The sequence below is a fragment of the Emergencia sp. JLR.KK010 genome, from assembly GCF_037018265.1.
Classification (GTDB): Bacteria; Bacillota; Clostridia; order Peptostreptococcales; family Anaerovoracaceae; genus Senimuribacter; species Senimuribacter intestinalis.
In genome coordinates this window covers 484,305-509,111 of record NZ_CP143550.1, presented here as the reverse complement: position 1 = coordinate 509,111, position 24,807 = coordinate 484,305, and the positions used below count along the sequence as shown (strand labels likewise).

General features: G+C 43.5%; 25 protein-coding genes. 21 read left to right on the top strand and 4 right to left on the bottom strand.

Translation table 11 applies throughout. The annotated features are described in order from the left end of the window. Positions 1-4: 4 nt before the first annotated feature. The 12 genes from rplI to V1225_RS02410 all read left to right on the top strand — a co-directional run bounded on the left by rplI (position 5) and on the right by V1225_RS02410 (position 9,896). On the top strand, positions 5-448 hold the full coding sequence (rplI, locus tag V1225_RS02465) for a 50S ribosomal protein L9 (RefSeq protein WP_160200993.1): 444 nt from the start codon (positions 5-7) through the stop codon (positions 446-448). Positions 449-482: 34 nt separating this feature from the next. After that, entirely contained in the window at positions 483-1,799 is a 1,317-nt protein-coding gene (dnaB, locus tag V1225_RS02460; RefSeq protein ID WP_160200992.1) for a replicative DNA helicase, read from the top strand. 34 nt (positions 1,800-1,833) lie between these two features. Continuing rightward, positions 1,834-2,025: a DUF1858 domain-containing protein gene (locus tag V1225_RS02455; protein WP_160200991.1), complete on the top strand. Its 192-nt coding sequence runs from the start codon at positions 1,834-1,836 to the stop codon at positions 2,023-2,025. A 12-nt stretch (positions 2,026-2,037) separates the two neighbouring features. Continuing rightward, positions 2,038-3,315: a DnaD domain protein gene (locus V1225_RS02450; protein WP_160200990.1), complete on the top strand. Its 1,278-nt coding sequence runs from the start codon at positions 2,038-2,040 to the stop codon at positions 3,313-3,315. Further along, a complete protein-coding gene (locus tag V1225_RS02445; RefSeq protein ID WP_160200989.1) occupies positions 3,285-4,859 on the top strand; it encodes a M23 family metallopeptidase in 1,575 nt (524 codons plus the stop codon). Before V1225_RS02450 ends, V1225_RS02445 begins: the two co-directional genes overlap by 31 nt. 111 nt (positions 4,860-4,970) lie before the next feature. Beyond that, positions 4,971-5,225 carry a YabP/YqfC family sporulation protein gene (locus V1225_RS02440; RefSeq protein ID WP_160200988.1) on the top strand — a complete coding sequence of 85 codons (255 nt, stop codon included), beginning with the start codon at positions 4,971-4,973 and terminating at the stop codon, positions 5,223-5,225. Next, a complete protein-coding gene (yabQ, locus tag V1225_RS02435) occupies positions 5,222-5,512 on the top strand; it encodes a spore cortex biosynthesis protein YabQ (protein WP_251614020.1) in 291 nt (96 codons plus the stop codon). Before V1225_RS02440 ends, yabQ begins: the two co-directional genes overlap by 4 nt. Before the next feature lie 17 nt (positions 5,513-5,529). Further along, positions 5,530-5,955: a septum formation initiator family protein gene (locus V1225_RS02430; protein WP_160200986.1), complete on the top strand. Its 426-nt coding sequence runs from the start codon at positions 5,530-5,532 to the stop codon at positions 5,953-5,955. Beyond that, on the top strand, positions 5,921-6,481 hold the full coding sequence (gene rnmV / locus V1225_RS02425) for a ribonuclease M5 (protein WP_243153689.1): 561 nt from the start codon (positions 5,921-5,923) through the stop codon (positions 6,479-6,481). The genes V1225_RS02430 and rnmV overlap by 35 nt, the downstream gene beginning before the upstream one ends. Continuing rightward, entirely contained in the window at positions 6,478-7,332 is an 855-nt protein-coding gene (gene rsmA, locus V1225_RS02420; RefSeq protein WP_160200984.1) for a 16S rRNA (adenine(1518)-N(6)/adenine(1519)-N(6))-dimethyltransferase RsmA, read from the top strand. The genes rnmV and rsmA overlap by 4 nt, the downstream gene beginning before the upstream one ends. A 16-nt stretch (positions 7,333-7,348) precedes the next feature. After that, positions 7,349-9,331, top strand: coding sequence for an LTA synthase family protein (locus V1225_RS02415; RefSeq protein ID WP_160200983.1), 1,983 nt, complete (start codon positions 7,349-7,351; stop codon positions 9,329-9,331). 19 nt (positions 9,332-9,350) lie between these two features. Further along, the gene (locus V1225_RS02410) at positions 9,351-9,896 is read left to right on the top strand and encodes a GNAT family protein (RefSeq protein ID WP_160200982.1); all 546 of its coding nucleotides are present in this window, start codon (positions 9,351-9,353) and stop codon (positions 9,894-9,896) included. An 82-nt stretch (positions 9,897-9,978) separates the two neighbouring features. On the opposite strand, the gene aroB is transcribed toward V1225_RS02410, so the two are convergent. Continuing rightward, entirely contained in the window at positions 9,979-11,025 is a 1,047-nt protein-coding gene (aroB, locus tag V1225_RS02405; protein WP_161908778.1) for a 3-dehydroquinate synthase, read from the bottom strand. Between the two features lie 112 nt (positions 11,026-11,137). On the opposite strand from aroB, the gene V1225_RS02400 reads away from it, so the two are divergent. From V1225_RS02400 to V1225_RS02375, 6 genes are all read left to right on the top strand, one after another. Further along, positions 11,138-11,857, top strand: a complete 720-nt coding sequence (locus V1225_RS02400; protein WP_251614014.1) for an ElyC/SanA/YdcF family protein — start codon at positions 11,138-11,140, stop codon at positions 11,855-11,857. 4 nt (positions 11,858-11,861) lie between these two features. Then, positions 11,862-12,398: a hypothetical protein gene (locus V1225_RS02395; RefSeq protein WP_160200979.1), complete on the top strand. Its 537-nt coding sequence runs from the start codon at positions 11,862-11,864 to the stop codon at positions 12,396-12,398. Between the two features lie 51 nt (positions 12,399-12,449). After that, positions 12,450-13,589, top strand: a complete 1,140-nt coding sequence (locus V1225_RS02390; RefSeq protein ID WP_160200978.1) for an aminotransferase class V-fold PLP-dependent enzyme — start codon at positions 12,450-12,452, stop codon at positions 13,587-13,589. A gap of 150 nt (positions 13,590-13,739) precedes the next feature. Beyond that, the gene (locus V1225_RS02385) at positions 13,740-17,192 is read left to right on the top strand and encodes an efflux RND transporter permease subunit (protein WP_338547505.1); all 3,453 of its coding nucleotides are present in this window, start codon (positions 13,740-13,742) and stop codon (positions 17,190-17,192) included. Positions 17,193-17,206: 14 nt separating this feature from the next. Next, on the top strand, positions 17,207-18,646 hold the full coding sequence (locus tag V1225_RS02380) for a monomeric [FeFe] hydrogenase (protein WP_338547503.1): 1,440 nt from the start codon (positions 17,207-17,209) through the stop codon (positions 18,644-18,646). Positions 18,647-18,946: 300 nt separating this feature from the next. Beyond that, entirely contained in the window at positions 18,947-20,086 is a 1,140-nt protein-coding gene (locus tag V1225_RS02375; RefSeq protein ID WP_161908774.1) for an XRE family transcriptional regulator, read from the top strand. A gap of 269 nt (positions 20,087-20,355) precedes the next feature. Here V1225_RS02375 and V1225_RS02370 read toward each other — a convergent pair whose 3' ends face one another. After that, positions 20,356-20,529, bottom strand: coding sequence for a hypothetical protein (locus tag V1225_RS02370; protein ID WP_161908773.1), 174 nt, complete (start codon positions 20,527-20,529; stop codon positions 20,356-20,358). 38 nt (positions 20,530-20,567) lie between these two features. Between V1225_RS02370 and V1225_RS02365 the strand changes: the two genes are divergently transcribed. Both V1225_RS02365 and V1225_RS02360 read left to right on the top strand, forming a co-directional pair. Then, entirely contained in the window at positions 20,568-20,996 is a 429-nt protein-coding gene (locus V1225_RS02365) for a hypothetical protein (RefSeq protein WP_161908772.1), read from the top strand. Between the two features lie 372 nt (positions 20,997-21,368). After that, positions 21,369-21,707, top strand: coding sequence for a hypothetical protein (locus V1225_RS02360; RefSeq protein WP_161908771.1), 339 nt, complete (start codon positions 21,369-21,371; stop codon positions 21,705-21,707). Positions 21,708-21,767: 60 nt separating this feature from the next. Here V1225_RS02360 and V1225_RS02355 read toward each other — a convergent pair whose 3' ends face one another. After that, the gene (locus V1225_RS02355) at positions 21,768-22,958 is read right to left on the bottom strand and encodes a coenzyme F420-0:L-glutamate ligase (RefSeq protein ID WP_161908770.1); all 1,191 of its coding nucleotides are present in this window, start codon (positions 22,956-22,958) and stop codon (positions 21,768-21,770) included. A gap of 1 nt (position 22,959) precedes the next feature. Continuing rightward, complete coding sequence (locus V1225_RS02350; protein WP_160200974.1) at positions 22,960-23,511, bottom strand: ribonuclease HI; 552 nt, start codon at positions 23,509-23,511, stop codon at positions 22,960-22,962. Between the two features lie 485 nt (positions 23,512-23,996). On the opposite strand from V1225_RS02350, the gene V1225_RS02345 reads away from it, so the two are divergent. Beyond that, a complete protein-coding gene (locus V1225_RS02345; protein ID WP_160200973.1) occupies positions 23,997-24,806 on the top strand; it encodes an MBL fold metallo-hydrolase in 810 nt (269 codons plus the stop codon). Position 24,807 lies beyond the last annotated feature (1 nt).

Below are 24,807 nucleotides of genomic sequence, written 5' to 3'. Positions count from 1 at the left end.
AAAGATGATTGTAATTTTAAATAGAGATGTAAAAGGTACTGGTAAAGCTGGTGATGTAGTAAAAGTCAGCGATGGATACGCAAGAAACATGCTGCTGCCGAAAGGGTATGCAACCGAGGCGACCGATGGCAATATCAGAAGTCTTGAGAAGCAGAAAGAACTGCTGGCACAGAAAAAGGCAGAAGAAAAAGCGGCGGCAGAAGAACTTGCAAAGAAGCTGGAAGATGTAACTGTTATTATCAAGACTAAGTCCGGTGAAGGCGGCAGACTTTTCGGCTCCATTACTTCCAAGGATATTGCTGACGAAACGAAAAAGCAGACCGGTCTTACCATCGATAAGAAAAAAATTCAGATGAAAAACCCAATTAAGAGTATTGGCAGATTTGAAATTGATGTGAAATTGTATCCGGAAGTATCCGGTAAGCTGACCGTTGAAGTAACCGACTAAAACTGATTGACTGATAGTATAGAGAGGAATCTACATGGTTGAGAAAATTCCACCCCATAATACGGAAGCGGAGAAGTCTGTTTTAGGCTCAGCCATGCTGAGCAAGGACGCGCTTTCCGATGTTATTGACCATATTACACCAGAGGATTTTTATGACGCAGCGCATAAAGAGATTTTCACTGTGATGATTGAGCTATTCAGAAATAATGTACCGGTGGACATTGTAACGGTCTGTGAGGAACTGCGCAAGAGAAAGTCGCTTGAAATGGTCGGCGGCAGAGTCTATATCGCCAGCTTGTCATCGGTTGCTCCTGCACCCAGCAGTGCTGCGGAGTATGCCAAGATTGTTTCTGAAAAAGCCTCTATGCGCAGATTGATTCAGACCGCTGAGGATATCAGAGAGAAAGGCTATGAAGAATCCATGGCGGCTTCTGATATTTTGGACTACGCTGAAAAGGGCATTTTTGAAATCGCCCAGAAAGGTCAGCGCAGCGATTTTGCGCCTATTAAAGAAGTTCTCATAGAAAATGTAGCGATGATAGACAGAGCAATACAGACGCAGGGACAGGTCATCGGACTTTCCACGGGATTTAAACGGCTGGATGAGCTGACAAGCGGGTTGCAGCGATCTGACCTTGTTATTATTGCGGCAAGACCTGCTATGGGAAAGACTGCCTTTGTTTTGAATATCGCCCAGAACGCAGCAGTAAAATCCGGTGCCAGCGTGCTGATTTTCAGTTTGGAAATGTCCAAAGAACAGCTTGGACAGAGACTTCTGGCTATGGAGTCCCGCGTAGAAATGCAGAAGTTGAAAACGGGAAGTCTGGAGCGAAACGACTGGGACAGAATTAATATGGCGCTGGACTCTTTGTCCAAAACCAATTTACATATTGACGATACACCAGGTATCAGTGTACTTGAAATGAAAAATAAGTGCCGAAGACTGAAATCTGAAAAGGGTCTGGATCTTGTCATTATCGACTATCTGCAGCTGATGAAGGCAGAGGGGAGAGCAGACAGCAGACAGCAGGAAATCAGTAATCTGTCCAGATATTTAAAATTGCTGGCAAGAGAGATGGATTGTCCTGTAATGGTACTTTCTCAGCTTTCCCGTGCACCGGAACAAAGACAGGATCATAGACCGATTCTGTCTGACCTGCGTGAATCCGGATCTATCGAACAGGACGCCGATATGGTTATGTTCCTGTATCGTGACGACTATTATAATAAGGAAAACTCAGAAAAACCGGGTGTCTGTGAGGTGAATCTTGCAAAACACAGAAGTGGGCCGACCGAAACCTTTGATTTGACTTGGGTGGCAAGATACACCAAGTTCAGTGATAAAGCGTAGTTTATAGTGATTTGTATCTGAAAGAGAGTTGCTTATGAAAATTACAGGGGATATGAAGGTTTGTGATGTTTTGAATCTTAACGAAGAGATGGAATTGATTTTTGAAGAGTATGGACTGCTTTGCACCGGTTGTCCCGGAGCAGTGCAGGAAACTTTGCATGAAGCGGCAGAGGGACATGGTCTTGACATAGAAGAATTGCTTTGCGCGCTGAATAAAGAAGCATAAGGGCGAGTATTTATGAACTTTATAAAAGAAAAAATCAAAGACTTTTTTCTGCTGGATACAAAAGTAGAAAATATTTTTATCAACGAATATATGCCATCCGCGCCCGGAGATTTTGTGAAGGTATATCTGTATGCGAGTATGTATGCAGAACACGGTCTTGAAATTACGGAAAAAGCGATAGCAAAACAGCTGGGACTTTCTGAGGAGAAAGTGCGGGAAGCCTGGGAATATTGGGAAGAGCGAGGCGTTATAAGAAAGCGTTACTTTGATACACAGGGCAACGTTAGCTTTATTGTGGAATTTCTCAGTCTGAAGGAGCAGCTGTATGGGAAAAACACTGCACCTGTACGGGGGGAAGCAAGCAGACCGAAAGGTGACAATGTCTTCGGAAATCCGGAAGTCAAAGTTATGTTTAAAGATATCGAAAAAGCTTTGGGACGGACTCTGGACTCTTCTGAGCTGGGTCAGATTATGAAATGGCTTACCGATTACGGCGCTAGCCCTGAGGTGGTTTTTACAGCAGTAAAATATTCTATCGACAAGAACAAGACCAGCATGCGGTATATCGAAAGTGTGGTAAAAGGATGGACCGAAGAAGGGCTTCAGTCCACAGATCAGATTAGCGAAAAACTGCAGGAGATGGACGAAAAATATTACCGCTACAGAAGAGTGCTTAAAGCTCTTGGTTTTACCAGAAATGCTACAGAAGCAGAAAAAGAAATGATGGATAACTGGTTTGAGCGTATGGGCTACTCTATGGACAGAGTGTTGGAAGCCTGTACAAAGACAGCCGGTATATCCAGTCCGAATTTTAACTATGTCAACAAGGTTTTAGAAAACTGGAGAGACGAAGCGCAGAGCAAAGGCGTGGATGTCAACACCAAGATTGTGGTGACTCAGGCAGTGCTCAACCAGTATTACGATTACTTGCGGGATAAGGCAGAGAAAGAGGCGGAAGAGAGAAAACAGGAAGTTTATCAGAAGCTGCCTAGAATTAAAGACATTGATGAGGAAATCCGCAGGATGGGATCCCAGCTTTCTAAGGCGCTGATTTTAGGCTCTTCAGAGAACGAGAGTAAGAAGATAAACAGCATTATGGACGAGCTGGCAGCAGAACGTGCAGTGGTGCTGACGGAAAACAATTTTGAGATGGATTACACCGACATAAAGTACGCTTGTGAGAAGTGCAGCGATACTGGAATGACAGATCTGGGAGAGCGTTGTTCTTGTATTAAGCAGCGTACGGAAGAGGCGGAAATATGGATAAAGAAAAAAAGTTTAGAAAAATAGTGGACGTTGCGGCAGGGATTATTACCTGGCATGACGAGGCGCAGATTCGCTTCGACAAATGGCTTGTTTCCTTTTGGCAGCTCATCATTAGCGGTGCAGCTGGCGTCGTGACGTTCCATGATCATACACAGGAACGAGTGGACAGGCTGTGGCTTATCATGAGATATCATACAGCCAGCGCCATTCACAGGAACCGGAAGAGCTTTATCGACCATAAAAAGAGTATTTTAAGCCACTTTGCAGGATTTGTGCTGGTAGCGGTTGCCATGGTAGCTATGTTCAACTATGCTACAGGTTTTCAGTATTCTTATAACGGCAAAGTACTGGGCTATGTAAAGAATCAGGAGGATGTCATTAAGATTCTGGATTTGGTCAGTGCCGAGCTGAGTAAAGAGTACGGGTCACAGATTCATATTGAAGCTGATGAAAACATCAGCTTCAAAAATGTGGTAGTTTTGGATAAGGATATTGATGACATTGACACGGTACTGAAGAGACTTACTTACATGACCGACATGGAAGCACAGGCTTACGGCATTTATATAGACGGACAGTGTTTTGTCATCTGCGAAAGCAAGGATGCTGCTAATGCTGCACTGCGCAATGTGCAGAAATCTTTCATGGACGGTGAAGGTGAGATAAAATATCTGCGTGTTGGTTTTAAAGAAAACGTAGAAATCAGGCAGATGGACACGAAGCTTGCTTATATCAGCGGCAAGAAGGAAGCCGTATCAAAGATTATGGACGGCGGTTCCAAGGAGAAGGTTTATGTAGTAAAGGCAGGCGACACTTATTCGGGAATTACCAGCAAGTTTGATACGACCTTTGAAGAACTAAAGGAAAACAATCCAAAATTGAAAGAGGATTCTCTTTTCCCAGGTGATGAAATCCTGATTTCTCAGGCAGTTCCAGCATTAACTGTAGTGACGGAAGAAGAAGCAACCTATGCGGAAAAGGTAAAATATAAGACAGAATATAGGGAAGATGATTCCCTGTACGAAAATGTGACTAAAGTGATTCAGAAAGGCGTCAACGGAAAACGAGTGGTGACGGCTAGAATCATCAGAGAAAACGGGGAAGAAGTCGGAAAAGAAGTTTTAAAGACGGAAACCATCAAAAAATCCGTAAAGAAAATCGTAATAAAAGGAACCAAGAAACTACCGAAGACGGCACCGACAGGTACCTTTATTATGCCGGTATCTGGGTATACACTGACGTCGGAATTCGGATGGAGATGGGGACGTAATCATGACGGACTGGATTTGGCATGTCCGACAGGTACACCGATTCATGCTTCAGACGGAGGTACAGTGGTTTACGCAGGCTGGTACAGCGGCTACGGGCTATTTATAGAAATTGACCATGGCAGCGGAATGAGGACCAGATACGGACACTGCAGTGCAATTAATGTCAGCGTGGGTGACAAAGTATATCAGGGTCAGAAAATCGGAGAAGTAGGAAATACAGGAAACAGCTACGGATCTCATTGTCACTTTGAGATTGTAAAGAATGGTACTGCTGTAGATCCATTTAACTATTTATAAATACGCTGTTTTTAAGAACACCAGCATGTACCTAAATGCAGGCGGCAAAGTCTTTTCGGGAAAATTTCGGATTTTCCGGCATATACTTACCAATAAAAGGAGGTCTGTGCGATGGAAAATCATGTGATTGAGCTGGAAAACAAGAGCCGGCTTATGGTGAGCGCAGTGACAGCGGTGGATGCATTTGATGAAGAAACAATTCTGGCTGATTTAGCAGATGAGGGACTAGTAATTTCCGGAAAAAATTTGCATATTGAAGTGCTGGATTTGGAAGAGGGGAAGTTAGTCGCCACAGGCGAGATTGAAGCGCTGACCTATACAAAGAAAAAAGCAAAGACAAAACTTTTTGACAGGTTTCGAAAATGACAGCGCTGATTCAGAGAGAACTGTTTCAGCTGCTGATTATGTTCGGCTGTGGAATTGGCATCATGATTACCTTTGAAGCGAGAAATTATTTGATGAAATGCTGCGGAAACAGACGGCGGGTTCAAACAGTTATCTACTTTGCTTTTTGGATATTTGCAGCGTTTCTGTTCTACAGGTTTTTGTATAGGGCGTCTCATGGTGTTGTGACTTTGTATGGGCTTGCGGCTATGCTAGGCGGCATATTCTTGTGGAAAAAAGGCATTTGTGGTATACTGAAAGAGAACTAAAAGTTGGGTACACAGGTATGAAGAAGAGGAAAAAAGGGAGAGTTAAGCAGTTTACGGAAGCAGAAATGCGAAAAAGTGAAACAGGCAAAGCCGAAACTGTCAGCACTGCCGGCACTGTCCGAAAGAAAAAAAGAGTAAAACTGAATCAAGGCAGATTAATCCTGACCGTTATAGTAGTGATACTAATAGCGGTCGTTGGAATGTCCATAAAAAATGTCTTTGATTTGAGGGCAGAGCAAAAAAGCCTGCAGGAAGAAAATCAAAATCTTTTGCAGCAGCAAGAAGCATTGGAAGCTGAACTTGAAAATGTAAACGATTTGGAATATATTGAAGAACAGGCGAGAATTCAGCTGCGCATGATTAAACCGGGAGAAATTTTATTTGTTTTAGATAAAGAACAGGACAAAGATGACAGCAATGGAAACGACGAAAAAGACAATTAAAGAGGCTATCATTGTAGAGGGCAGAGACGATACGGCGGCAATCAGGCGGGCAGTGTCAGCAATGACCATTGAAACGCACGGTTTCGGTATGCCGGATTCTATGTGGCCTCTCATCGAAAAGGCGTATAATGAACAGGGCATAATTATATTTACAGATCCGGATTATGCCGGCGAAAAAATTAGAAGAAAAGTGGCGGAGCGTTTTCCAGGCTGCAAGCAGGCCTTTCTGCCTAAGGGAAAGGCACTGAAGAAAGGCAATGTGGGCGTAGAAAATGCAAAACCTGAAGATATCATAGAAGCGCTGGAACACGCGCGCTGTACAGCGTCCGATTCTCAGCAGCTTTTTACCATGGAGGATTTGACTGCTTGCAGATTGGCGGGAACGCCGGAGGCTAAGGAGCGGAGAGAACAGCTTGGGAATCTTCTTTCCATTGGCTATGGAAATACGAAGACATTCCTGCGGAAACTGAACCAGTTTCACATTACAAAAGAGGAATTTTATCAGAGAGTAAAGGAACTTACATGAAATTATATGCACCCTCGACCATTCGAGAAATTAAGGATAAATACGGTTTTAAGCTGTCAAAAAGTCTTGGTCAGAATTTCTTGACTGACAAGAACATCATCGACAAGATTATTGAAGCCACGGAAATTACTGATGAGGATTTAGTCATCGAAATCGGGCCGGGAATTGGTGTTTTGACTGCAGAGGCGGCGCAGCTTGCGAAGAAGGTTGTCGCTGTTGAAATCGACAGGAATCTAATTCCGATTTTGCGGGATACGCTGAAGGAGTTTGACAACATTGAGATTATCAATAAAGATGTGCTGAAAGCGGATTTAAACGCAGTTATTGCAGCTTCAGGCTGTAAGAAAACGAAAATTATAGGCAATCTGCCTTACTATATTACCACGCCGATTATCATGGGGCTTTTGGAAAGCCATGTAGCGGCGGACAGCATTACCATCATGATGCAAAAGGAAGTGGCAGACAGAATCAAGGCTGGGCCAGGCACCAAGGCTTACGGCGCTTTATCTGCAGCGGTGCAGTATTACTGCACGGTGGTGACAGTGGCAACAGTACCAAAGGAAGTGTTCTTTCCTGCACCGAAGGTGGATTCAGCGGTGCTACGTCTTGACCTTAGATTGGAAAAGCCGGTAGAACTTGTGGACGAGCAGTTGTTTTTCCGCTGCATTAAGGCGGGCTTTGGACAGCGAAGAAAGACCCTTTCTAACTCATTATCGCAATTAGGCGATTTTACAAAGGAAGAGATAAAAACGTGTCTGGCAGGCACTGGGATTGATGAAAAGAGACGGGCTGAGACTCTGTCATTGAGTGAATTTGCAGCGATTGCAAACCACCTGGCAAAAGGGAAATAAAGTGAGGGATAGTAACATGGAGAAATTGCAGCAATTTTATCAGAAAAGATTAAAAAACAGTTTTGCCTTCTGCGCAGTATGGGCTTTTGTACTTAACTTTGCCATAGAAACACTGGCAAGAAAAGGTCTTGGAGGTTTTGAGTTTTTACTGCACAGTCCGGTTGTATTCTTTTATAATACGCTGCTGATCTTTGCAACTTTGATTATTGCAACCCTTTTTAAACGAAGGGTATTTGTGGTAACAGTGGTCACCATCGTATGGATGGGAATCGGCATTACCAACGGTATTATTCTCATGCAGAGAATGACACCGTTTACAGTAAAGGATTTGAGCAATCTCGCCGACGGGGCAACGATTTTAACCAATTATTTCAGCAAAACCGAAATTATTCTTATTGCTGGCGGCATTTTGCTGGCGGCAACAGCGCTGCTGCTTCTTTGGATTAAGGGACCGAAGAAGAAAGAGCCAATACAGTGGAAGAGGAATCTGACCGCTGCAGTTGTAGTCATTGCATTGACCTTTGTGATGACTTTTGGGCTGATTCGTATCGGAGTACTGAGTACTTTTTTTGGAAATCTGGCGTATGCCTATGAGGACTACGGTGTGCCGTACTGCTTTGTGAACACCTGGCTCAATACCGGAATTGCAAAGCCTGCAGGATACGATGAAAAAATGATTAAGGGCCTCTTTGATAAGGATCAGTACAATGAAGATGGTACCATGAAGCTGGTTGAAAGTGACGAGGATGAAAATCACCCGAATATTCTATTCCTTCAATTGGAATCTTTTGTGGATCCATCCATGTTTAAGCATATTGAGCTTTCAGCGGACGCGGTGCCGAACTTCCGCAGAATGAAGCAGAAATATACCACTGGCAAACTCACCGTTCCTGCCTGCGGCGCGGGAACTGCCAACACGGAATTTGAAGTGATGACCGGAATCAGCGTTAAGTTCTTTGGACCGGGCGAATATCCGTTTAAGTCCATTCTGAAAGAGAGGACCGGGGAGAGCCTTGCCTTTGACCTAAAATCCTTGGGCTATAAGACCCATGCGGTGCATAACCACAGAGCCCTTTTCTATAACAGAAATGATGTGTTTGCCAATATCGGTTACGACAGCTTTACTTCACTGGAATACATGAGTGACGTGCCGAAAACGCCGAAAAACTGGGCGAAGGATAGCATATTGACGGAACAAATTCTGGAAACCATGGAGCTGACTGAGGAAAGAGATTATATCTATACCATTTCCGTACAGGGACATGGAAAATATCCGACTGAGCAGATCATCAAGAATCCAAAAATCCAGGTCACGGATGCGCCGAATGAAGATATCAAATGGCAGTATGAGTACTATGTCAATCAGATTTATGAGATGGATTTGTTCATTAAGGAACTGACGGAAGCCCTTGAAGCTTATGATGAGGACGTAATTCTGGTTATGTACGGTGACCATATTCCGGCACTGGATATAACGGAAGATATTTATGCCGAGGACAATCTGTACCAAACGGAATATATCATGTGGAGCAATTTCCCGATGGAAAAAAGGGATAAAAATTTAGCGGCATATCAGCTTGCAGCAGAAGTTTTGAACCGGGTAGATATTCATACCGGAACTACTGTAAAGTATCATCAGACAAAAGACCATGATGCAGCAGATTATCTGGATAATCTGAAAGCGCTGGGGTATGATATGTACTATGGAAAAGGCTATATTTACGGCGGAGAAAATCCGTTTGAAAGGGCCAAAATGACTCTGGGTGTAAAGAAAATCAAAATTGATAAGGTAGTCAATATCGGTGGAAAGTATTACATTAAAGGACAGAACTTTACGGAATACAGCAAGGTAACCCTTAACGGAGAAACCTTGAGAACCATTTATCTTGGACCGAGTCTTCTGGGACTGCAGGAGGAAGTTGACCCTGCTGACGCAGAAAATATGAAGGTCAGCCAGATAGATAAGTCTAATAAAGAAATTATCAGTACTACAGAGTAAACGCGAACGGAGGAAAACCATGAAATCTTTGGAAACAGAACGACTGAACCTTAGAATGTTTACCCCTGAAGACGCAGAAGATGTGTATGCTTATGCGAGCAATCCTAACGTAGGACCGCCTGCAGGCTGGGCGCCTCATAAAAGCGTGGAAGATTCCAGAAAAATTATAGAGGAAATTTTTATGCCGCCTGAAGCTTGGGCGATTTGTATTAAAGGCGATGACAGAGTGGTCGGCGTTATTGCGCTGGAGCCAGATAATATCAGACCTGAGGCTAACAGCAGGGAACTGGGATATAATCTGGCGGAGGAACACTGGGGCAAAGGATATATGACAGAGGCGGCAAAGGAAGTGCTTCGTTTTGCCTTTGAGGAACTGGGACTGGATCAGGTTGGAATCTGTACCAGCAGAGTCAACAGGCGTTCTCAGCGTATTATTGAAAAGTGTGGCTTTACCTATGAGGGTACCATTCGCAGATACTATAAAATCTATGATGGAAGTCTGCGTGATTCGATGGTGTTTTCCATGCTGAGAGAAGAATTTTTTGCGGGAAAAGACAGCAAATAAGTCTGTATCACCTAATAAGAAGTTAAAAGAAAAGAGCGTGTATTGTCAGTGACTCACGCTCTTTATATACTTTAAATCGTATTTATGGCTGCAGACCCAGCTCTATGAACTTGTGAAGCTCTGAAAGGGAAATCTTCTGAAGTCTGCATTTTCCGATAGCTTCGGGAATAATCATGGTAATTTTATCACCGCTGATTTTTTTGTCCATCAAGGCGAAACGGTATAAATCCTCGAGGGGATAATCAACAGACAAATCGAAACCGAGATTGGTGAGAATTTCGGTCAGATCGCCGCTGATATCTACATTGGTGAGACCTTGCCTGAAAGCTGCTTTCGCTTCTACGACCATGCCTTTTGCAATGGCTTTTCCGTGAGGTATGGAAAAAGCACTGAGTTTTTCAAGACCGTGCCCAATCGTATGACCGAAGTTGAGAATCTGGCGCAGACCCATGTCCCGTTCATCGGCTTCGACAACGGATTTTTTGATGGAAACACAGCGTTCAATGACGTATTCGTAATCTTGTGCTTTAATATGTTCAATCAGAGAGGACTCTGCAACGACAGCACATTTAATGGCTTCCGCAACACCGTCCTGTAGTTTGGAAGGCGGCAGACTGTCAAAGGTTTTGTAGTCGCACAGTACCAGGGAAGGCTGCCAGATAGCACCGACCAGATTTTTTCCGGAGAGCAGATTGATGCCCGTTTTGCCGCCGACAGCAGCATCTATCGCAGACATATAAGTGGTCGGGATTTGAATGTACGGAATGCCGCGCATATAGGTGGCAGCAACAAAGCCTGCCATATCGCCGACAACGCCGCCGCCGAGGGCGATAATGCCGTCGGAGCGGTTGAGACTTTCGTCCGCCATAGCTTCCAGGATATTGGAGTAAGTGTTCAAATTCTTGGAATGTTCGCCTGCAGGAAAAACTACTTTGGAGGTGCGGTATCCGTGCTCCATTAATGATGTCATGATGACCTGGGAATAAATACTGTTGACCGTGCTGTCTGTAATAATGCAAAGATGGCAAGGAGGAATACAAGTGCTGATATAAGCACCTGCGTCCTTGAGTAAAGCTTCGCCGATTAAGACTTCGTAAGGATTTTCAGTTGAAATAAGAAATTTTTTCATTTTGTAGAGCTCCTGCCGCAACGGCTGTTATTGATAATATATAGTCCCATATGTTATACTATAAACGATTGTAACATATTTTTCAGTTTTTTGCAAAAACCATATACAAGAGGTGAGTAAAATTAAGAAATTCATAGGCAGATGTATTTTTGCAGTCATCGCCCTTGGCTGCATCATCGGAATTGCCAGTATGACTATAAATAACCATATCGTAAAATCGCAGAAGGATAATATCCTGTGCGCCGTTACTGAGGAGGAGTCTGTGCTTGCTTCTTCGGATATCGAGAGACTTAAGGATAAAGGCGCAGACTGCATTTTAGTGCTGGGCGCGGGAATTAAAGATGACGAAACGCCGACGCCGATGTTAAAGGACAGACTGGACTTGGGCATTATGCTTTACCAGGAGGGCGTTGCGCCGAAGATTCTTCTTTCCGGCGACAATGGAACGGAAAGTCATAATGAGATTCATGTCATGCTGAATTATGTAAAGAAAGCCGGTGTGCCGGAAGAAGACATTTTCTGTGACCATGCGGGATTTTCCACTTATGACTCCATGTACCGGGCAAAGGACATTTTTTCGGCACAAACTATCATTGTAGTGACCCAGACCTATCATGAATACAGAGCACTGTATATCGGTGATGAACTGGGGCTGGATGTATTTGGCGCTGCTTCAGATCAGTTTACTTATGCGGGGCAGCCTATGAGAGAGATTAGGGAAGTTATGGCACGAGTGAAGGATTACTTTAAGGTTATGGGGAAACCGGAATCGGTGCTGGGGGGAGAAGTGATTCCAATCAGCGGCAGCGGTATCATATCACACGGAGAGTAGAGAAATGGACTATCAGCTATACGAAATTTTACTTTTGTTTTCAATTTACAGCATTGCGGGATGGATTTTTGAAGTGTTTCTGTTTGCGCTGCAAAACAAAGGCTTTCAGAATAGGGGAGTTTGCTACGGACCTTATTTGAGCGCTTTTGGCTTTGGTGCCCTTGGAATTCTATATGGAAATGCTTTTCTTGAAGAGAATTTTACGCTGAATCCGACGGTCTCTTTTATCAGCATTTTCGTTTTGGGAATTGCTGTGGGGCTTGTAATGTGGCTTTTGAGCGCCCTTGTGATTAATGGATTTTGCGGTGCAAAGGTGATTCACTTAAAATGGTATTATCCAATTTTGGCAGGTTTCGGTGCATGGATATTGATTTTGCAATTGAATCCGCTGCTGGTGGTGTTCATAAAACGGCTGCCGTCTTGGATTCATATGGTATTTTTGCTAGTTTATTGGGTGAGATATTTTCCGGAATTGGTAGATGGTATCATGGAAATGAAAAAATTTAAAAAAACACACACATTGCATAGACACGCGGAATAAGATAATGGAGGAGATAAAATCCTCCATTATTTTTTTTGCGGGGTGAAACGGATGATATATCTTGACAATGGAGCAACGTCATTTCCCAAACCAAAGGGTATGACCTATATAATGGAAGACTGCATGCTGCATTATTGCGGAAATCCAGGCAGGTCAGGTCATGCTATGTCCATGAAGACAGGGGAAAAGATTTATGAGGCAAGAAAACAGGTGGCAAAGCTTTTTAGTATTAAAAATCCAGGCAGACTGTTATTTACAAAAAATACCACGGAGAGTTTGAATCTGGCAATGTACGGATTCTTGCGCAATGGGGATCACGTTGTCACCACCTCCATGGAACATAACTCAGTGCTGAGACCTTTGAAGGCGCTGGAAGATAGAGGGGTGCAGCACTCCATTGTATGTGGAAATATAGAGGGGTGTGTGAGCGGGCAGGCGATAGGAAATGCCATCACAGAAAAGACGAGACTTATTGTGATGACGGCGGCATCCAACGTGACAGGAAGTATCATGCCAATCAAAGAGGTTGCCGGGATTGCCAAAGAAAAAGGAATTCCGCTGCTTTTGGACGCTGCCCAGGCTGCGGGCTGTATGCCTTTGAACGTGGAGGAACTGGGAATTTCCATGATGGCTTTTCCTGGGCATAAAGGATTGCTTGGACCTCTTGGCACCGGATGTCTTTATGTTTCCGAGGAAATAGAACTGCAGCCGCTGCTTTACGGAGGAACCGGAACAGAATCAAGAAGCAGACTGCAGCCTGCGGACTTTCCGGAAGGCTTTGAAGCGGGGACTGTCAATGCACCGGGAATCATAGGGCTGGGCTATGCGGCATCAGTAGTGGAAAAAGTGGGAATTCACGCGATTGCGTACCATGAAAGACAGCTGATTTGTCAATTTGACAATGCGATTCGCAATATGAATTGTGTAGATTTATATGGGCCGGTGTCGGAGCAGAAGACAGGAATCAGCTTGTTCAATATTCGCGGCATTGAGTGCGAGGAAGTTGCAGACAGACTGAACAGGGAGTTTGGAATTGCAGTCAGAAGCGGCTATCACTGTGCAGGCCTTGCGCACAGAACGATTGGAACTTGGGATACCGGTGCCGTTCGACTTAGTGTTGGACCATTCAACACGGGAAAGGACATCAAAAGGGCCGTTGATGCAGTTTGGAAAATATCACAGAAAAAATAAGTTTTTTTATGTGAACTTTGTGCGAATTTTACTGAAAGAACGGTTGATTTCATTGACAATAGACACTCTGCCATATATAATTTTAAGTTGTGGCTGAGTGTCGTTTTTTGAGACAAAGCCTTAAAATTTGGGTATAAGAAAGGGAAAAACATGTCGAGATTTAGCGTTAAAAAGCCATTTACGGTTTTTGTTGCAGTCATCCTTATTTTAATGACGGGAATCGTATCATATACGAAGATGACGCCAGATTTGTTTCCGGATATCGATATGCCGTATGTAGTGGTTGTAACGCCGTATCCGGGTGCGACACCGGAAAAGGTGGAAACCGGAGTAACCAGACCTATGGAGCAGAGTCTGGCAACTTTGACGGATATAAAAAGTGTACAATCTGTTTCCAATGCTAACTATGCTATGGTAGTTCTGGAATTTGAAAATAGTGTGAATATGGATACTGTTTCTTCAGATATTTTACAGAAAATCAATCTGGTGGAGGGTAGCTTTGATGATGGGGTAGGTTCTACCACGATTATGAAAATTAATCCCAACATGATTCCAGTCAGTGTTGCTGCAGTAGATTATGAAGGAAAAGAAAGAGCGGAGTTATCCGCTTTTGTCAGTGATACGCTTTTGAATAGATTAGAGGGAACTGCTGGTGTTGCAAGCATAAATTCCTCCGGGATTCTGGAAGAAAAAGTAAACGTTGTCATCAGTCAGGACAAGATTGACAAACTGAACAACAAGATTTTAGCGTCAGTCAACAGTCAGCTTGCCGATGCCCAGAACCAGCTGGACAACCAGAAGGCTAAGGTGACTGACGGCAAGAAAAAACTGGAAGAGGGAAAGAACCAGATTGCCGAAGGTAAGGAAGAACTTAAAAAGGCAAAAGAACAGTTGGAAGCAGGCAAGGATTTTCTGCCGGAGGGCGAGTATGAAAAGCAGGCGGCTGCCCTTAAAACGGCGGAAGCGGAGCTTACAAAGAATGAAAAACAGCTTGAAAAGACAAGTTCGCAGCTTTCCGAAGCGGATAAGCAGTTAAAATCTGCACAGGTGCAGCTGGATTCTCAGTCCAGCAAAGCGCGAGAAAGCGCCAATATCGGAGATAAAATTACGACTGATATGATTTCCGGCATTTTGCAGGCGCAGAACTTTTCCATGCCGGCTGGCTATATCGTGGAGAATGGGAATAATGTGCTGCTCAGCGTAGGAGATCAAATAACCACAGAGAAGCAGGCGAAGAACCTGTTCCTCTTTGATTCTGGCGTGGATAGCGTAGGAAAGGTTTACGTCGAGGATGTTGCTGATGTATTCATCAGCGATAACAGCGAGGACCTTTATGCAAAAATTAATGGGGAAGATGGCATTGTGCTGACTTTCTCAAAACAGTCTAATTTTGCGACGGCGGAGACCTGTGAAAATCTGCAGGAAAAGTTTGATCAGCTTGCCAAGGAATACGAAGGTCTGCATTTTACAACGCTGATGGATCAGGGTGATTACATAAAGCTGGTTGTAACTTCTATTTTGAGCAGTTTGCTTTGGGGTGCGCTCTTTGCGATTATCGTGTTGTTCCTGTTCCTCCGAGGAATCAAGCCGACATTGATTACGCTCTGCAGCATTCCAATCAGTATCATATTTGCTATACTTTTAATGTATTTCTCCGGCATTTCCATCAACCTGATTTCTATGTCAGGGCTTGCAGTGTCTGTAGGAATGCTGGTCGACAACTCCGTTGTTGTGATTGAAAATATCGTTCGTCTGCGGCGGCAGGGGGTTCCTGCTCCAAAGGCAGCAGTGGCAGGTGCAAAACAGGTGGGTGCTGCTATTACGGCGTCAACGTTGACAACGGTCTGTGTATTTGTGCCGATTATCTTTACGGATGGACTTACTAAACAGCTATTTACCGATATGGCGCTGACAGTGACATATACCTTGGCAGCTAGTTTGATTATTGCACTGACTTTAGTACCGGCTATGGCCTCTAAATTACTGGTAAAGACCAGAGAAACGGAAGGGAATTTTTTCCTTGCAGTTCTGGAAAAATATAAGCAGTCCGTTACCTTTGTGCTGCGTCATAAGTTACCGGTACTTCTTCTTGCAGTAGTACTTTTGGCAGGTAGTGTATATATGAGCCTGTCAAAAGGATTTATATTCATGCCGGAGATGAGTTCGCCGCAGATTCAAGCAACGGTAACAATGCCGAAGGGCAGCACCTTAGAGGAAACCAAAGAACAGGCAGACGAGGCTATCAAGCGGATTCAGAACGTGAACGGCGTAGAAACAGTTGGTGCAATGATGGGCGGCGACAGCATGATGGGAAATTCCTCCTCAGAGCAGTCCGTATCCCTGTATATTATGCTGGAGGCGGAAAGTGAGACTGACAGCAGTGCCATTGCAGCAGAAATTAACAGCCTTTGCGAAGATATGGAAGCAGAGGTTACTGCCTCTGGCTCTTCCATGGGCGACTTTACCACTGCCATGGGTGGCGCAGGGGTTTCCATCAAAGTCTACAGCGGTGATCTTGATAATCTGCAGGAAGCGGCTCACGGAATCACTGACGTTTTGGAAACCGTTGAAGGAATCGAAGAAGTTGAAAGTGGTGTGCAGGAATCTGACAAAGAGTACCACTTTACAGTAAAGAAAACTGCTGCAATGAAGGAAGGTCTTACAGTTGCGCAGGTTTACGCGGCTATCGTGGATGCTATGACCTATGAGGATACGGCAACTACTGTGACATGGCAGGACGACAATTATGACGTTATTGTTTCTTCTGAGCAGAAAAGCCAGCTGACAACAAAGGATATCAGAAATCTGACTCTAACGGTGACCGACAGCGCAGGCATTGAAAAGGAAGTGAAGCTTTCCGACATTGCGGATTTGACGGAAAAGGAAACCTTAAAAGCTATCAACCGAGACAACCAGAGCAGATTTTTAACGGTATCGGCGAGTTTGCAGGAAGGCTACAATATCACGAAGGTGACGGACGCGGCGAAGCAGGCTGTAGCAGATTACAAGCTGCCGGAAGGAGCAACCATCGAGTTTGACGGTGAAAACGAAGAAATCATGGATGCTATGAGTGATTTAGTGCTTATGTTGCTTCTGGGAATTGTCTTCGTATACCTGATTATGGTGGCGCAGTTCCAGTCACTGAAATCACCGTTTATCATTATGTTCACCATTCCGCTGGCATTTACGGGAGGTCTATTGGCACTGCTGATTTTCGGCAAGGAAATCAGTGTCATCGCCATGATTGGTATGGTTATGCTGACGGGTATTATCGTAAATAACGGCATTGTGCTGGTGGACTACATCAATCAATTGCGTGCAGGTGGTGCATCCAAGAGAGATGCCATCGTCGAAGCGGGTATGACTCGTATGCGTCCGATTCTCATGACATCGCTGACTACGATTTTGGGCTTGATTGTCATGGCATTTGGAAATTCAACAGGAACTGATATGATGCAGCCGGTAGCCCTTGTTTGTATCGGCGGACTTGTTTATGCAACTTTAACAACGCTGTATATTGTGCCAGCGATTTATGATATAATGAACAGAGAAAATTATAAATACATTTCAGATGAAGATCTGGATATCAGCAATATTAATTAAGTAGGAGGTCATACGTGAAGTTATTTGACAACAAAGTACAGGAAACAAAGTACAAGGTACTTCGTGAGGTAGCAGTACAGACATGGAAAGGAAATGACGTGTTTGCAGAGTTTAACGAAGTTGCCAGCAAAATTATTCCAAAGGATGAGCCGCCGCAGCGTTGCTGCATTTACAAGGATAGGGCAGTCGTTGCGGAGCGTATGCGTCTTGCCATCGGCGGCAGCAGAAAGAATTCTAATGTGGTGCAGGTAATTGATATTGCCTGCGATGAATGTCCGGAAGCAGGATACGTTGTAACTGACCTGTGCAGAGGCTGTCTTGCTCACGGGTGTATTGAAGCTTGTAAGTTAAAGGCAATCACTATCGATGAAAATCATCATGCCAAAATTGATAAGACCAAGTGCGTTGACTGCGGGCGCTGCGCTACAGCTTGTAAATACAGCGCGATTCATAATTTCCAGAGACCGTGTGAGATTGCCTGCAAAGTAGGTGCAATTTCTATGGGTCCGGGAGGAGAAGCTTCTATCGATTACGAAAAATGCATCAGCTGCGGTTCCTGCGTTTACCACTGCCCGTTTGGCGCAACGGTTGATGTGTCCAGCATTGTGGATGTTATCAACTGTCTGAAGGAAAGCACCAGAAAGGATTCCAATAATCCAACGGTTGCAATCGTAGCACCGTCCATCGGCAGCCAGTTTTTATATGCAAAATTGGGACAAGTGATTACCGGCATTCATAAGCTGGGTTTCGCGGAAGTGCTGGAAGTTGCGCTGGGTGCGGACATGGTATCCATTAAAGAGGGACAGGAACTTGTAGAAAAGGGATTTCTGACATCTTCCTGCTGCCCTGCTTTTGTAAAATACATAGAAACTAAGTTCCCGGATATGATGGACAAGATTTCTCATAACTATTCGCCGATGGCAGAGCTTGCAAAGTTCTTAAAGGAAGGGCATCCGGAATATACCATCGTATTTATCGGTCCTTGTATCGCAAAGAAATCTGAGGTCAGAAAACCGGAAATCAGCAAATATGTAGATTATGCTATTACCTTTGAGGAACTGCAGGCGCTCTTCGACAGTAAGGATATTATCCTGAAGGAGCAGGAAGAGACCGAATGGAATCAGGCGACTTACTACGGCAGAATCTTTGCGAGAAGCGGCGGTCTTGCTGAGGCTGTAACTCAGGCACTGAAAGAACTGGATGTGCAGGACTTTGAATTTAATCCGATTTCCTGCTCTGGCATCGAGGAGTGCAGAAAGGCGTTAATGCGCGCAAGCAAGGGACTTCTGCCGAATAACTTTATCGAAGGTATGGCTTGTGTCGGCGGCTGCGTTGGCGGAAGCGGAAACATGATTCGCTACGAAGACGCACCAGAGGAATTTGAAGATCACACTGAAGAGGCAACCGCTGTAAAGATTAAGCCAAACTTGAGAAAGACCATTAATATTCTGTAGGCTTTGGGTGGCGCGCGAACTGGCGAAGTACAACGCGACTTCTTGTGCCAGCCCGCGCGCTGTTTGTGCATAAAATTGAAGTTTTTCTCTGAAATATGCACATTTTCTTCGTATGACGTGCATATTTTTGGAAAAAATAATGGATATATGCAAATTCTGATGATAGAAAGTCTTGAAATCAGAGAAAACAGGTCTGAAAATGCATATTTTAGAAATTTTTCTTGATTATATGCACGCTTCTGTGCATATTTTGAGAGGTTTCGCTGAATTTATGCATGTGAGAAGGTTGGAGTGAATTTTATGATTTATGAACTGCGCCATTTTAATACACCGCTGCTTCGCTTTACAGCAACGGAAGACAGCAGTACACCGGATATTAAAATATTATGGCATGATGAAAGCAAAGCGAAGCTTCTTCCTCTTGACTTGCGGCTTTCCGGTGAGGGAATTGCTAAATGGCTGAAACGCAGAACAATTCCCGCTAACAGAGCATATGTGCATAATTTTTTGAGCAAGTGCGGACTTAGTATTAACAGACCTATGCATATTATCAAGGTTTCAAAAGGTTTATCTCTAAATGATTGTTACTGGGTCTGTGAAGCGGACTTTTCGGGTACATTTGAGGACTTTAATCTTTATGACAATCGGTTTAGCCGAGTGTTGGCATTGATTGCATTTACCGGTTATGGGAGCAATGTGCGCAGTTCGCTTGCTTCCTGTCCTGAATTTACAACAAATGGTATGCTGCCAAAATGCTGGAGACGAGTGGATGGTACTATAAAGCTTTACAAAGGCGGAACTGCGGGTGCATATAACACGGGAAATGAACCTTACTCGGAGTTTTATGCGGCGCAGGTTGCAGAGGCTATGGGAATTGAGGCAATTTCCTATGGACTTTCCAAATGGAAAGGGGGGCTATGTTCTACCTGTAAATTATTTACAAGTAAAGAAAAAGCCTTCTTGCCGGTTGGAAGAATGGTTACAGCGGGAGGCATGGAGGCAGTAGAAGTATACTACGAGAAACTTGGCGCAGATTATATGAGAGCACTCCACGATATGATTGTCTTTGACGCAGTTATCTGTAATACAGACCGGCATTTTGGAAACTTTGGAGTTCTGGTGGATAATCGGACCAATGAGATTTTGAAGCCGGCGCCCCTATTCGATCATGGAAATTCGCTGTTTAATTATGCAGGACGAGATGATCTGAAATCAGAGGAAGCGCTGACAGCCTATGCGAAAACAATGCAGCCTTGCGTATACGATGATTTTATAGGCAGTGCAAAAAAAGTACTTACAGCAGAACACCGAGAGAGTCTACGTCATTTGTTAAACTTTAAATTTAAGAAACATTCCAGATATAACTTGCCGGAGGAAAGAATTGCATTGATTGAAAAACAAATACAGAGCAGGGCAAGGTTGCTGCTGGAAAAAGAATAAAAAAACGGCTGACCTGAAGGTTTTCGGGAAAGCCGAAAAATGATGAAGCGACAAATAATAAACATATCATTATAGGTCAAGATTTTTTGTCATTTTGCGCAATGGGGCTTTTAATTGTATATATCCTTTTGGACAAAGTGTGGATATATGTTGTGAGTGTTATTTTACTTGCTCTAGGGGTTCTCTTCGACGTGCATGCAAGAAAAAGTAAAAATCACGGTGTAGAAAAGTGATTTACAGCAGTGAACTATAGCCGGATAGTATTCAGGTTATAATGCAGATTCCGGAACCAAATTAAGAATTTTGCGGATATTGCCTTTTACATCGGCTTTGTCGTCCTTGAATTTATTATATTCTCTCTGGCTTCTGGCTTCATTGCTGCTGCTCAGCTGTTCCCAAGCAAAGGATTGCCATTGGTCAAAGATTGCTAGAAGCTGTGCCAAATCATCCTTTTAACAAAAGAAGAAAGAAGGCAATTTATATGGCAGAAGTTAGAATTGCAATCGCAAAAACACCGAGTCAGGCAGATAAGCTTGGCAGAACAATTACAAAGAGTATTACTTTATCTGAAGAAGAAGCCAGAGTTTTTCGAGATTACTATTACGCTGAGGGACAGAAAGTTGAAATCGCATTCGGAGCAGTTGTTTCAATTATGACAGCTGCATTGCCTGGTCCATCTGGTGCTTTGGGGATTGGAGTAAGAAGTGTAGCGCGAGCACTTGATATCACTACTAGTACTGCTGCTGGAGTTTTCAAATCAGTACTCTTTAAATCATATTACAGTCAGCTAGCTAGTAAATTTGACATGACTACTAGTGATAAACCAACAAAATGCACCATGACTTATCAATATAACCGTGTTTCATCTAATGATGGCTATTACTGGTTGAAAGATATTGATGTTAATTAAAGAAGAGCAAGGGCTGGCACATGATTAAATTGTGCCTCGCCAAGTGTAGAATTGAAAAAACAAAGTTGTTGACCAGCTGGAAGCTTTCTCCGGCTGGTATTTTTATACTACATGCAGTAGCATTTAATATAGAAGTTAATTGGTTTATAAAAAATATTATATTATTAAATCTAAAAAATCTATTTTTTATAATTTCTATGATACAATAATTAAAAATAGACTTCTCAATATTGTAATATTTATGAAAAACTAATTATGAAAAGTTAAGCTATTTCTTGAAAATCTTTTGAATGAATTACAAATATATATTTGAATCTAGAAAACGGCATAACAAACAGGGCGTCGTTTCTGGTACTCAAAAGGAGGCGAAATATGTTAGTACGAGTTTTTCAGATCGCTTGCGTAGTGGGAATTGTTATTTCAATCAAGCTGGATCATAAGATGGTCGCAACGGTTACAACGATTTTGCTTGCTGCTGTCTTGGTGGAAGCATTTTTTTCTGATTGGAAAAAAAGTCGGAAAACTGGCAAAACCGCAAGCAGGTGGATGATCATAGTAGAAAACTTTTGCGGAATTTGTGCAGGGCTTCTTCTAATTGCCTATATATGGGCTGGTCAGATATGGGTATTCATTCCAATTGCAATTATTTTGGGGCTGGGCGTGCTTTGTGACATAAGATTAAGGAAAAAGAAAAGTACTGAGGAAGAATAAAGTACACGATATAACAAAGGCGACTTTGCCGGGATTTTGCCCGTAAAGTCGCCCAATTTTTTAGTTGGTATAATTATCAAAATATCCCTGAATGTAGATAAACGGTGTGCCTTTGTCGCCGCTGCCGCTGGTCAGGTCACATAAAGAACCAATCAGGTCGGTCAGTCTTCTAGGCGTGGTGCCTTCTGCAACCATGGAATCACCCAGTTCTGCGTCCTTGTTCTTTATGTATTCGCTGATTGCATCTTTTAGTTCGTCGCCTTTTAAATCAGCAAATTCATTGTCGGCAAGATATTTCAGTTTCACTTCGTTTGGTGTACCGTCAAGACCTTTTGTGTATCCTGGAGATACGATAGGGTCAGCCAGTTCCCAAATTTTTCCTACAGGATCTTTAAACGCGCCATCGCCGTAGACCATGACTTCTACAGTTTTACCGGTCAGGACATTGATTTTTTTCTGAATGCCGTCAACAAATTCCTGACAGTGAATCGGGAAGAGTTTAACGCTGTTTTCGGTTGCTTTGTTAGAACCGAGCAGACCGTATTTATCATTGTAACCGCTTCCGTCTACGCTTGCAGTCAATATATCGTCCATACCTAGCACCACTTCTGCGCCGGCTTCTTTGAGCAGTCTCTTGGATCTTGCTCTGGTGTGGATGTCACAGGTCAGTACTTTTTTGGTATAATCCAGAACGGATTTTGGGTTGTTGGAGAAGATGACCTCGGCTTCTGCACCTTCTTCCTCGATAAGATCTTTATAGTAATTCACATAGTCCATACCGGTGAAGGTATGTCTGGATTTTCCGAACAGCTCCTCAAACTGTACCTGTGTCAGCACATCGGAGTACGGGTTGATTCCTTTTTTATCCAGAAGGTCGATGTCAACCAGATGGTTGCCTACTTCGTCAGAAGGATAGCTGAGCATCAGTACAACTTTCTTTGCACCTTTTGCGATACCGCGTAGACAGATTGCAAATCTGTTTCTTGAGAGAATCGGGAAGATGACGCCGATGGTTTCTCCGCCGAGCTTTGCCTTTACGTCTGCAGCAATCTGATCAGTGGTAGCGTAGTTTGCCTGTGCTCTTGCCAGAATGGATTCTGTTACGGCAAGGATGTCTCTGTCCTGTATAGTAAATTCACCAGCTGCTGCCGCATCCATGACAGTGTCGATGACAATCTGGGCGAGGTCCTCGCCCTCTTTTATGATGGGAGCTCTAAGCCCTCTGGATACTGTTCCTACTTTTCTTTCCATTTTAAGATTCTCCTTTGATGCGACTGATTCCCATGTTTGCCAGCTCATCGGCACGGTTGTTCATCGCAGTGATATATTTGAAATCGTCGAAGGAAAAACGGCTTCCGTTCCAGCCGACGAATTTCGTGTAAAGTTTATCAAAGTCTGTAGCTTTGCTGTTTAGGTTAACATGCCCCTTCACGCGGAAAAATTTCACATCGTGCTTTCGCACCAGTGCCAGAAGCTCTTTCCACAGATCCTGATTTTCTACAGATTTCTTGGCGGCATTGCGCCATTTATTCTTCTCCCAACTTTCGTACCATTTTTCGCGAAAACAGTTGGAAACGTAAGCGCTGTCGGAGAAAACTTCTACAGTCTGCCCATCCTTGTTGAGCGCTTTAAACGCCTCTATGACTGCGGTCAGTTCCATGCGGTTGTTGGTGGTATTTGCTTCACCACCGAACATTTCTTTCTTGTGTTCGCCAAATTCTAAAATGGCACCCCAGCCGCCGGCGTTCTCACTGCTCTGATTTCCTGAACAGCCGCCGTCTGTGTAAATTCTCAAAATCATCATTGGTATCCCCTTTGTAATTTTTTACACATACTATTATGCCTTATTTTGTTAAAAAGTACAACGGAAAATTTTTGTGGCGGTGAAAAAGTGTGCTATAATGAGGGAGAATAAGCAGATTTAACCTAAATTGCGGTTTTCAAAAAAATATGTATAAACGTGCTATGGCAGGGGACTGCAGGACTTGCGTAATATGCAAGATTTGAAATTTGTTTAGGGAAATCTTGCGAAAAATGCAGGATTTGAGGACAAAAATCAAGGAATCATGCGTGCTCAAGCTTACTGCTCCTATCTTTTTATACATATTTTCTATTATTTCGATTTCTGGGTTAAGATTTGCGAATTCGCTTATACATTTTTTTCAAAAAGACCTATTTTAGGTTAAGCCACTGTACTGGCAATGGTGCTAGTGCAGGAATTAGATATGGCGCTATCCGCAAAAACATGATAAAATAAGTTTTGTGATTTTTATATGGAAGAGGTAAGAGATGGCGTTTCAGTTTTATTCCTTTGCCAGCGGCAGTTCCGGCAACTGCTATCTGGCAAGAAGTGAAAATACGACAATTTTAATAGATGTGGGCATTACCGGCAAGCGAATTTTTGAGGGGCTTTCTTTGCTCAATTTAAAGGCGGAGGAAGTAGACGCAATTTTGGTAACCCATGAGCATATGGACCATGTCAGGAGTCTGAAAATGCTAAGCAAGAAAGCGGTCAATGCCAGAGTCTGCGGCTCCGCGGGCACGTTGGCGGAGGTTATGGATAAGATTGATGGTGACAGAGCAAGGGCAGTTGGAGCTGCAGAGCGTTTCCAGATTGGAGATATTACCGTAGTTCCTTTTCGGCTTTCCCATGATGCGGCAGAGCCTTTTGGTTATTCGTTGATTCACCAGGGAAGACAGCTGACCATTGTGACTGATACTGGATACATTTCCGAGGAAATTTTCTTACATATTGAGAAAGCAGACCTGCTGGTTTTGGAAGCCAATCATGAGGTGAATATTCTGAAGATGGGGGCATATCCATATTATTTGAAACGAAGAATTTTGGGTGATGAAGGACATCTTTCCAACGAGGCGGCAGGGCAATGCCTTTGCGAAATGCTGCGGGCACGGAAAGAAAAGGGCTGCGCAAAAATACCGCAGGTGGTGCTGGCGCATTTAAGCAAGGAAAATAATACGCCGGGACAGGCATATCTAACCATTCGCAACATTTTATTTGAAGAGGATTTTTACATAGACAAAGATTTGATGTTAGATATTGCCAAAAGAGACGAGATTGGAAAAGAGATGGAAATATAGT

Coding starts and splice junctions, on each gene's coding strand:
- rplI (WP_160200993.1), top strand. CDS start 5: ATGATTGTAATTTTAAATAGAGATGTAAAAGGTACTGGTAAAGCTGGT.
- dnaB (WP_160200992.1), top strand. CDS start 483: ATGGTTGAGAAAATTCCACCCCATAATACGGAAGCGGAGAAGTCTGTT.
- V1225_RS02455 (WP_160200991.1), top strand. CDS start 1,834: ATGAAAATTACAGGGGATATGAAGGTTTGTGATGTTTTGAATCTTAAC.
- V1225_RS02450 (WP_160200990.1), top strand. CDS start 2,038: ATGAACTTTATAAAAGAAAAAATCAAAGACTTTTTTCTGCTGGATACA.
- V1225_RS02445 (WP_160200989.1), top strand. CDS start 3,285: ATGGATAAAGAAAAAAAGTTTAGAAAAATAGTGGACGTTGCGGCAGGG.
- V1225_RS02440 (WP_160200988.1), top strand. CDS start 4,971: ATGGAAAATCATGTGATTGAGCTGGAAAACAAGAGCCGGCTTATGGTG.
- yabQ (WP_251614020.1), top strand. CDS start 5,222: ATGACAGCGCTGATTCAGAGAGAACTGTTTCAGCTGCTGATTATGTTC.
- V1225_RS02430 (WP_160200986.1), top strand. CDS start 5,530: ATGAAGAAGAGGAAAAAAGGGAGAGTTAAGCAGTTTACGGAAGCAGAA.
- rnmV (WP_243153689.1), top strand. CDS start 5,921: ATGACAGCAATGGAAACGACGAAAAAGACAATTAAAGAGGCTATCATT.
- rsmA (WP_160200984.1), top strand. CDS start 6,478: ATGAAATTATATGCACCCTCGACCATTCGAGAAATTAAGGATAAATAC.
- V1225_RS02415 (WP_160200983.1), top strand. CDS start 7,349: ATGGAGAAATTGCAGCAATTTTATCAGAAAAGATTAAAAAACAGTTTT.
- V1225_RS02410 (WP_160200982.1), top strand. CDS start 9,351: ATGAAATCTTTGGAAACAGAACGACTGAACCTTAGAATGTTTACCCCT.
- aroB (WP_161908778.1), bottom strand. CDS start 11,025: ATGAAAAAATTTCTTATTTCAACTGAAAATCCTTACGAAGTCTTAATC.
- V1225_RS02395 (WP_160200979.1), top strand. CDS start 11,862: ATGGACTATCAGCTATACGAAATTTTACTTTTGTTTTCAATTTACAGC.
- V1225_RS02390 (WP_160200978.1), top strand. CDS start 12,450: ATGATATATCTTGACAATGGAGCAACGTCATTTCCCAAACCAAAGGGT.
- V1225_RS02385 (WP_338547505.1), top strand. CDS start 13,740: ATGTCGAGATTTAGCGTTAAAAAGCCATTTACGGTTTTTGTTGCAGTC.
- V1225_RS02375 (WP_161908774.1), top strand. CDS start 18,947: ATGATTTATGAACTGCGCCATTTTAATACACCGCTGCTTCGCTTTACA.
- V1225_RS02365 (WP_161908772.1), top strand. CDS start 20,568: ATGGCAGAAGTTAGAATTGCAATCGCAAAAACACCGAGTCAGGCAGAT.
- V1225_RS02360 (WP_161908771.1), top strand. CDS start 21,369: ATGTTAGTACGAGTTTTTCAGATCGCTTGCGTAGTGGGAATTGTTATT.
- V1225_RS02355 (WP_161908770.1), bottom strand. CDS start 22,958: ATGGAAAGAAAAGTAGGAACAGTATCCAGAGGGCTTAGAGCTCCCATC.
- V1225_RS02350 (WP_160200974.1), bottom strand. CDS start 23,511: ATGATGATTTTGAGAATTTACACAGACGGCGGCTGTTCAGGAAATCAG.
- V1225_RS02345 (WP_160200973.1), top strand. CDS start 23,997: ATGGCGTTTCAGTTTTATTCCTTTGCCAGCGGCAGTTCCGGCAACTGC.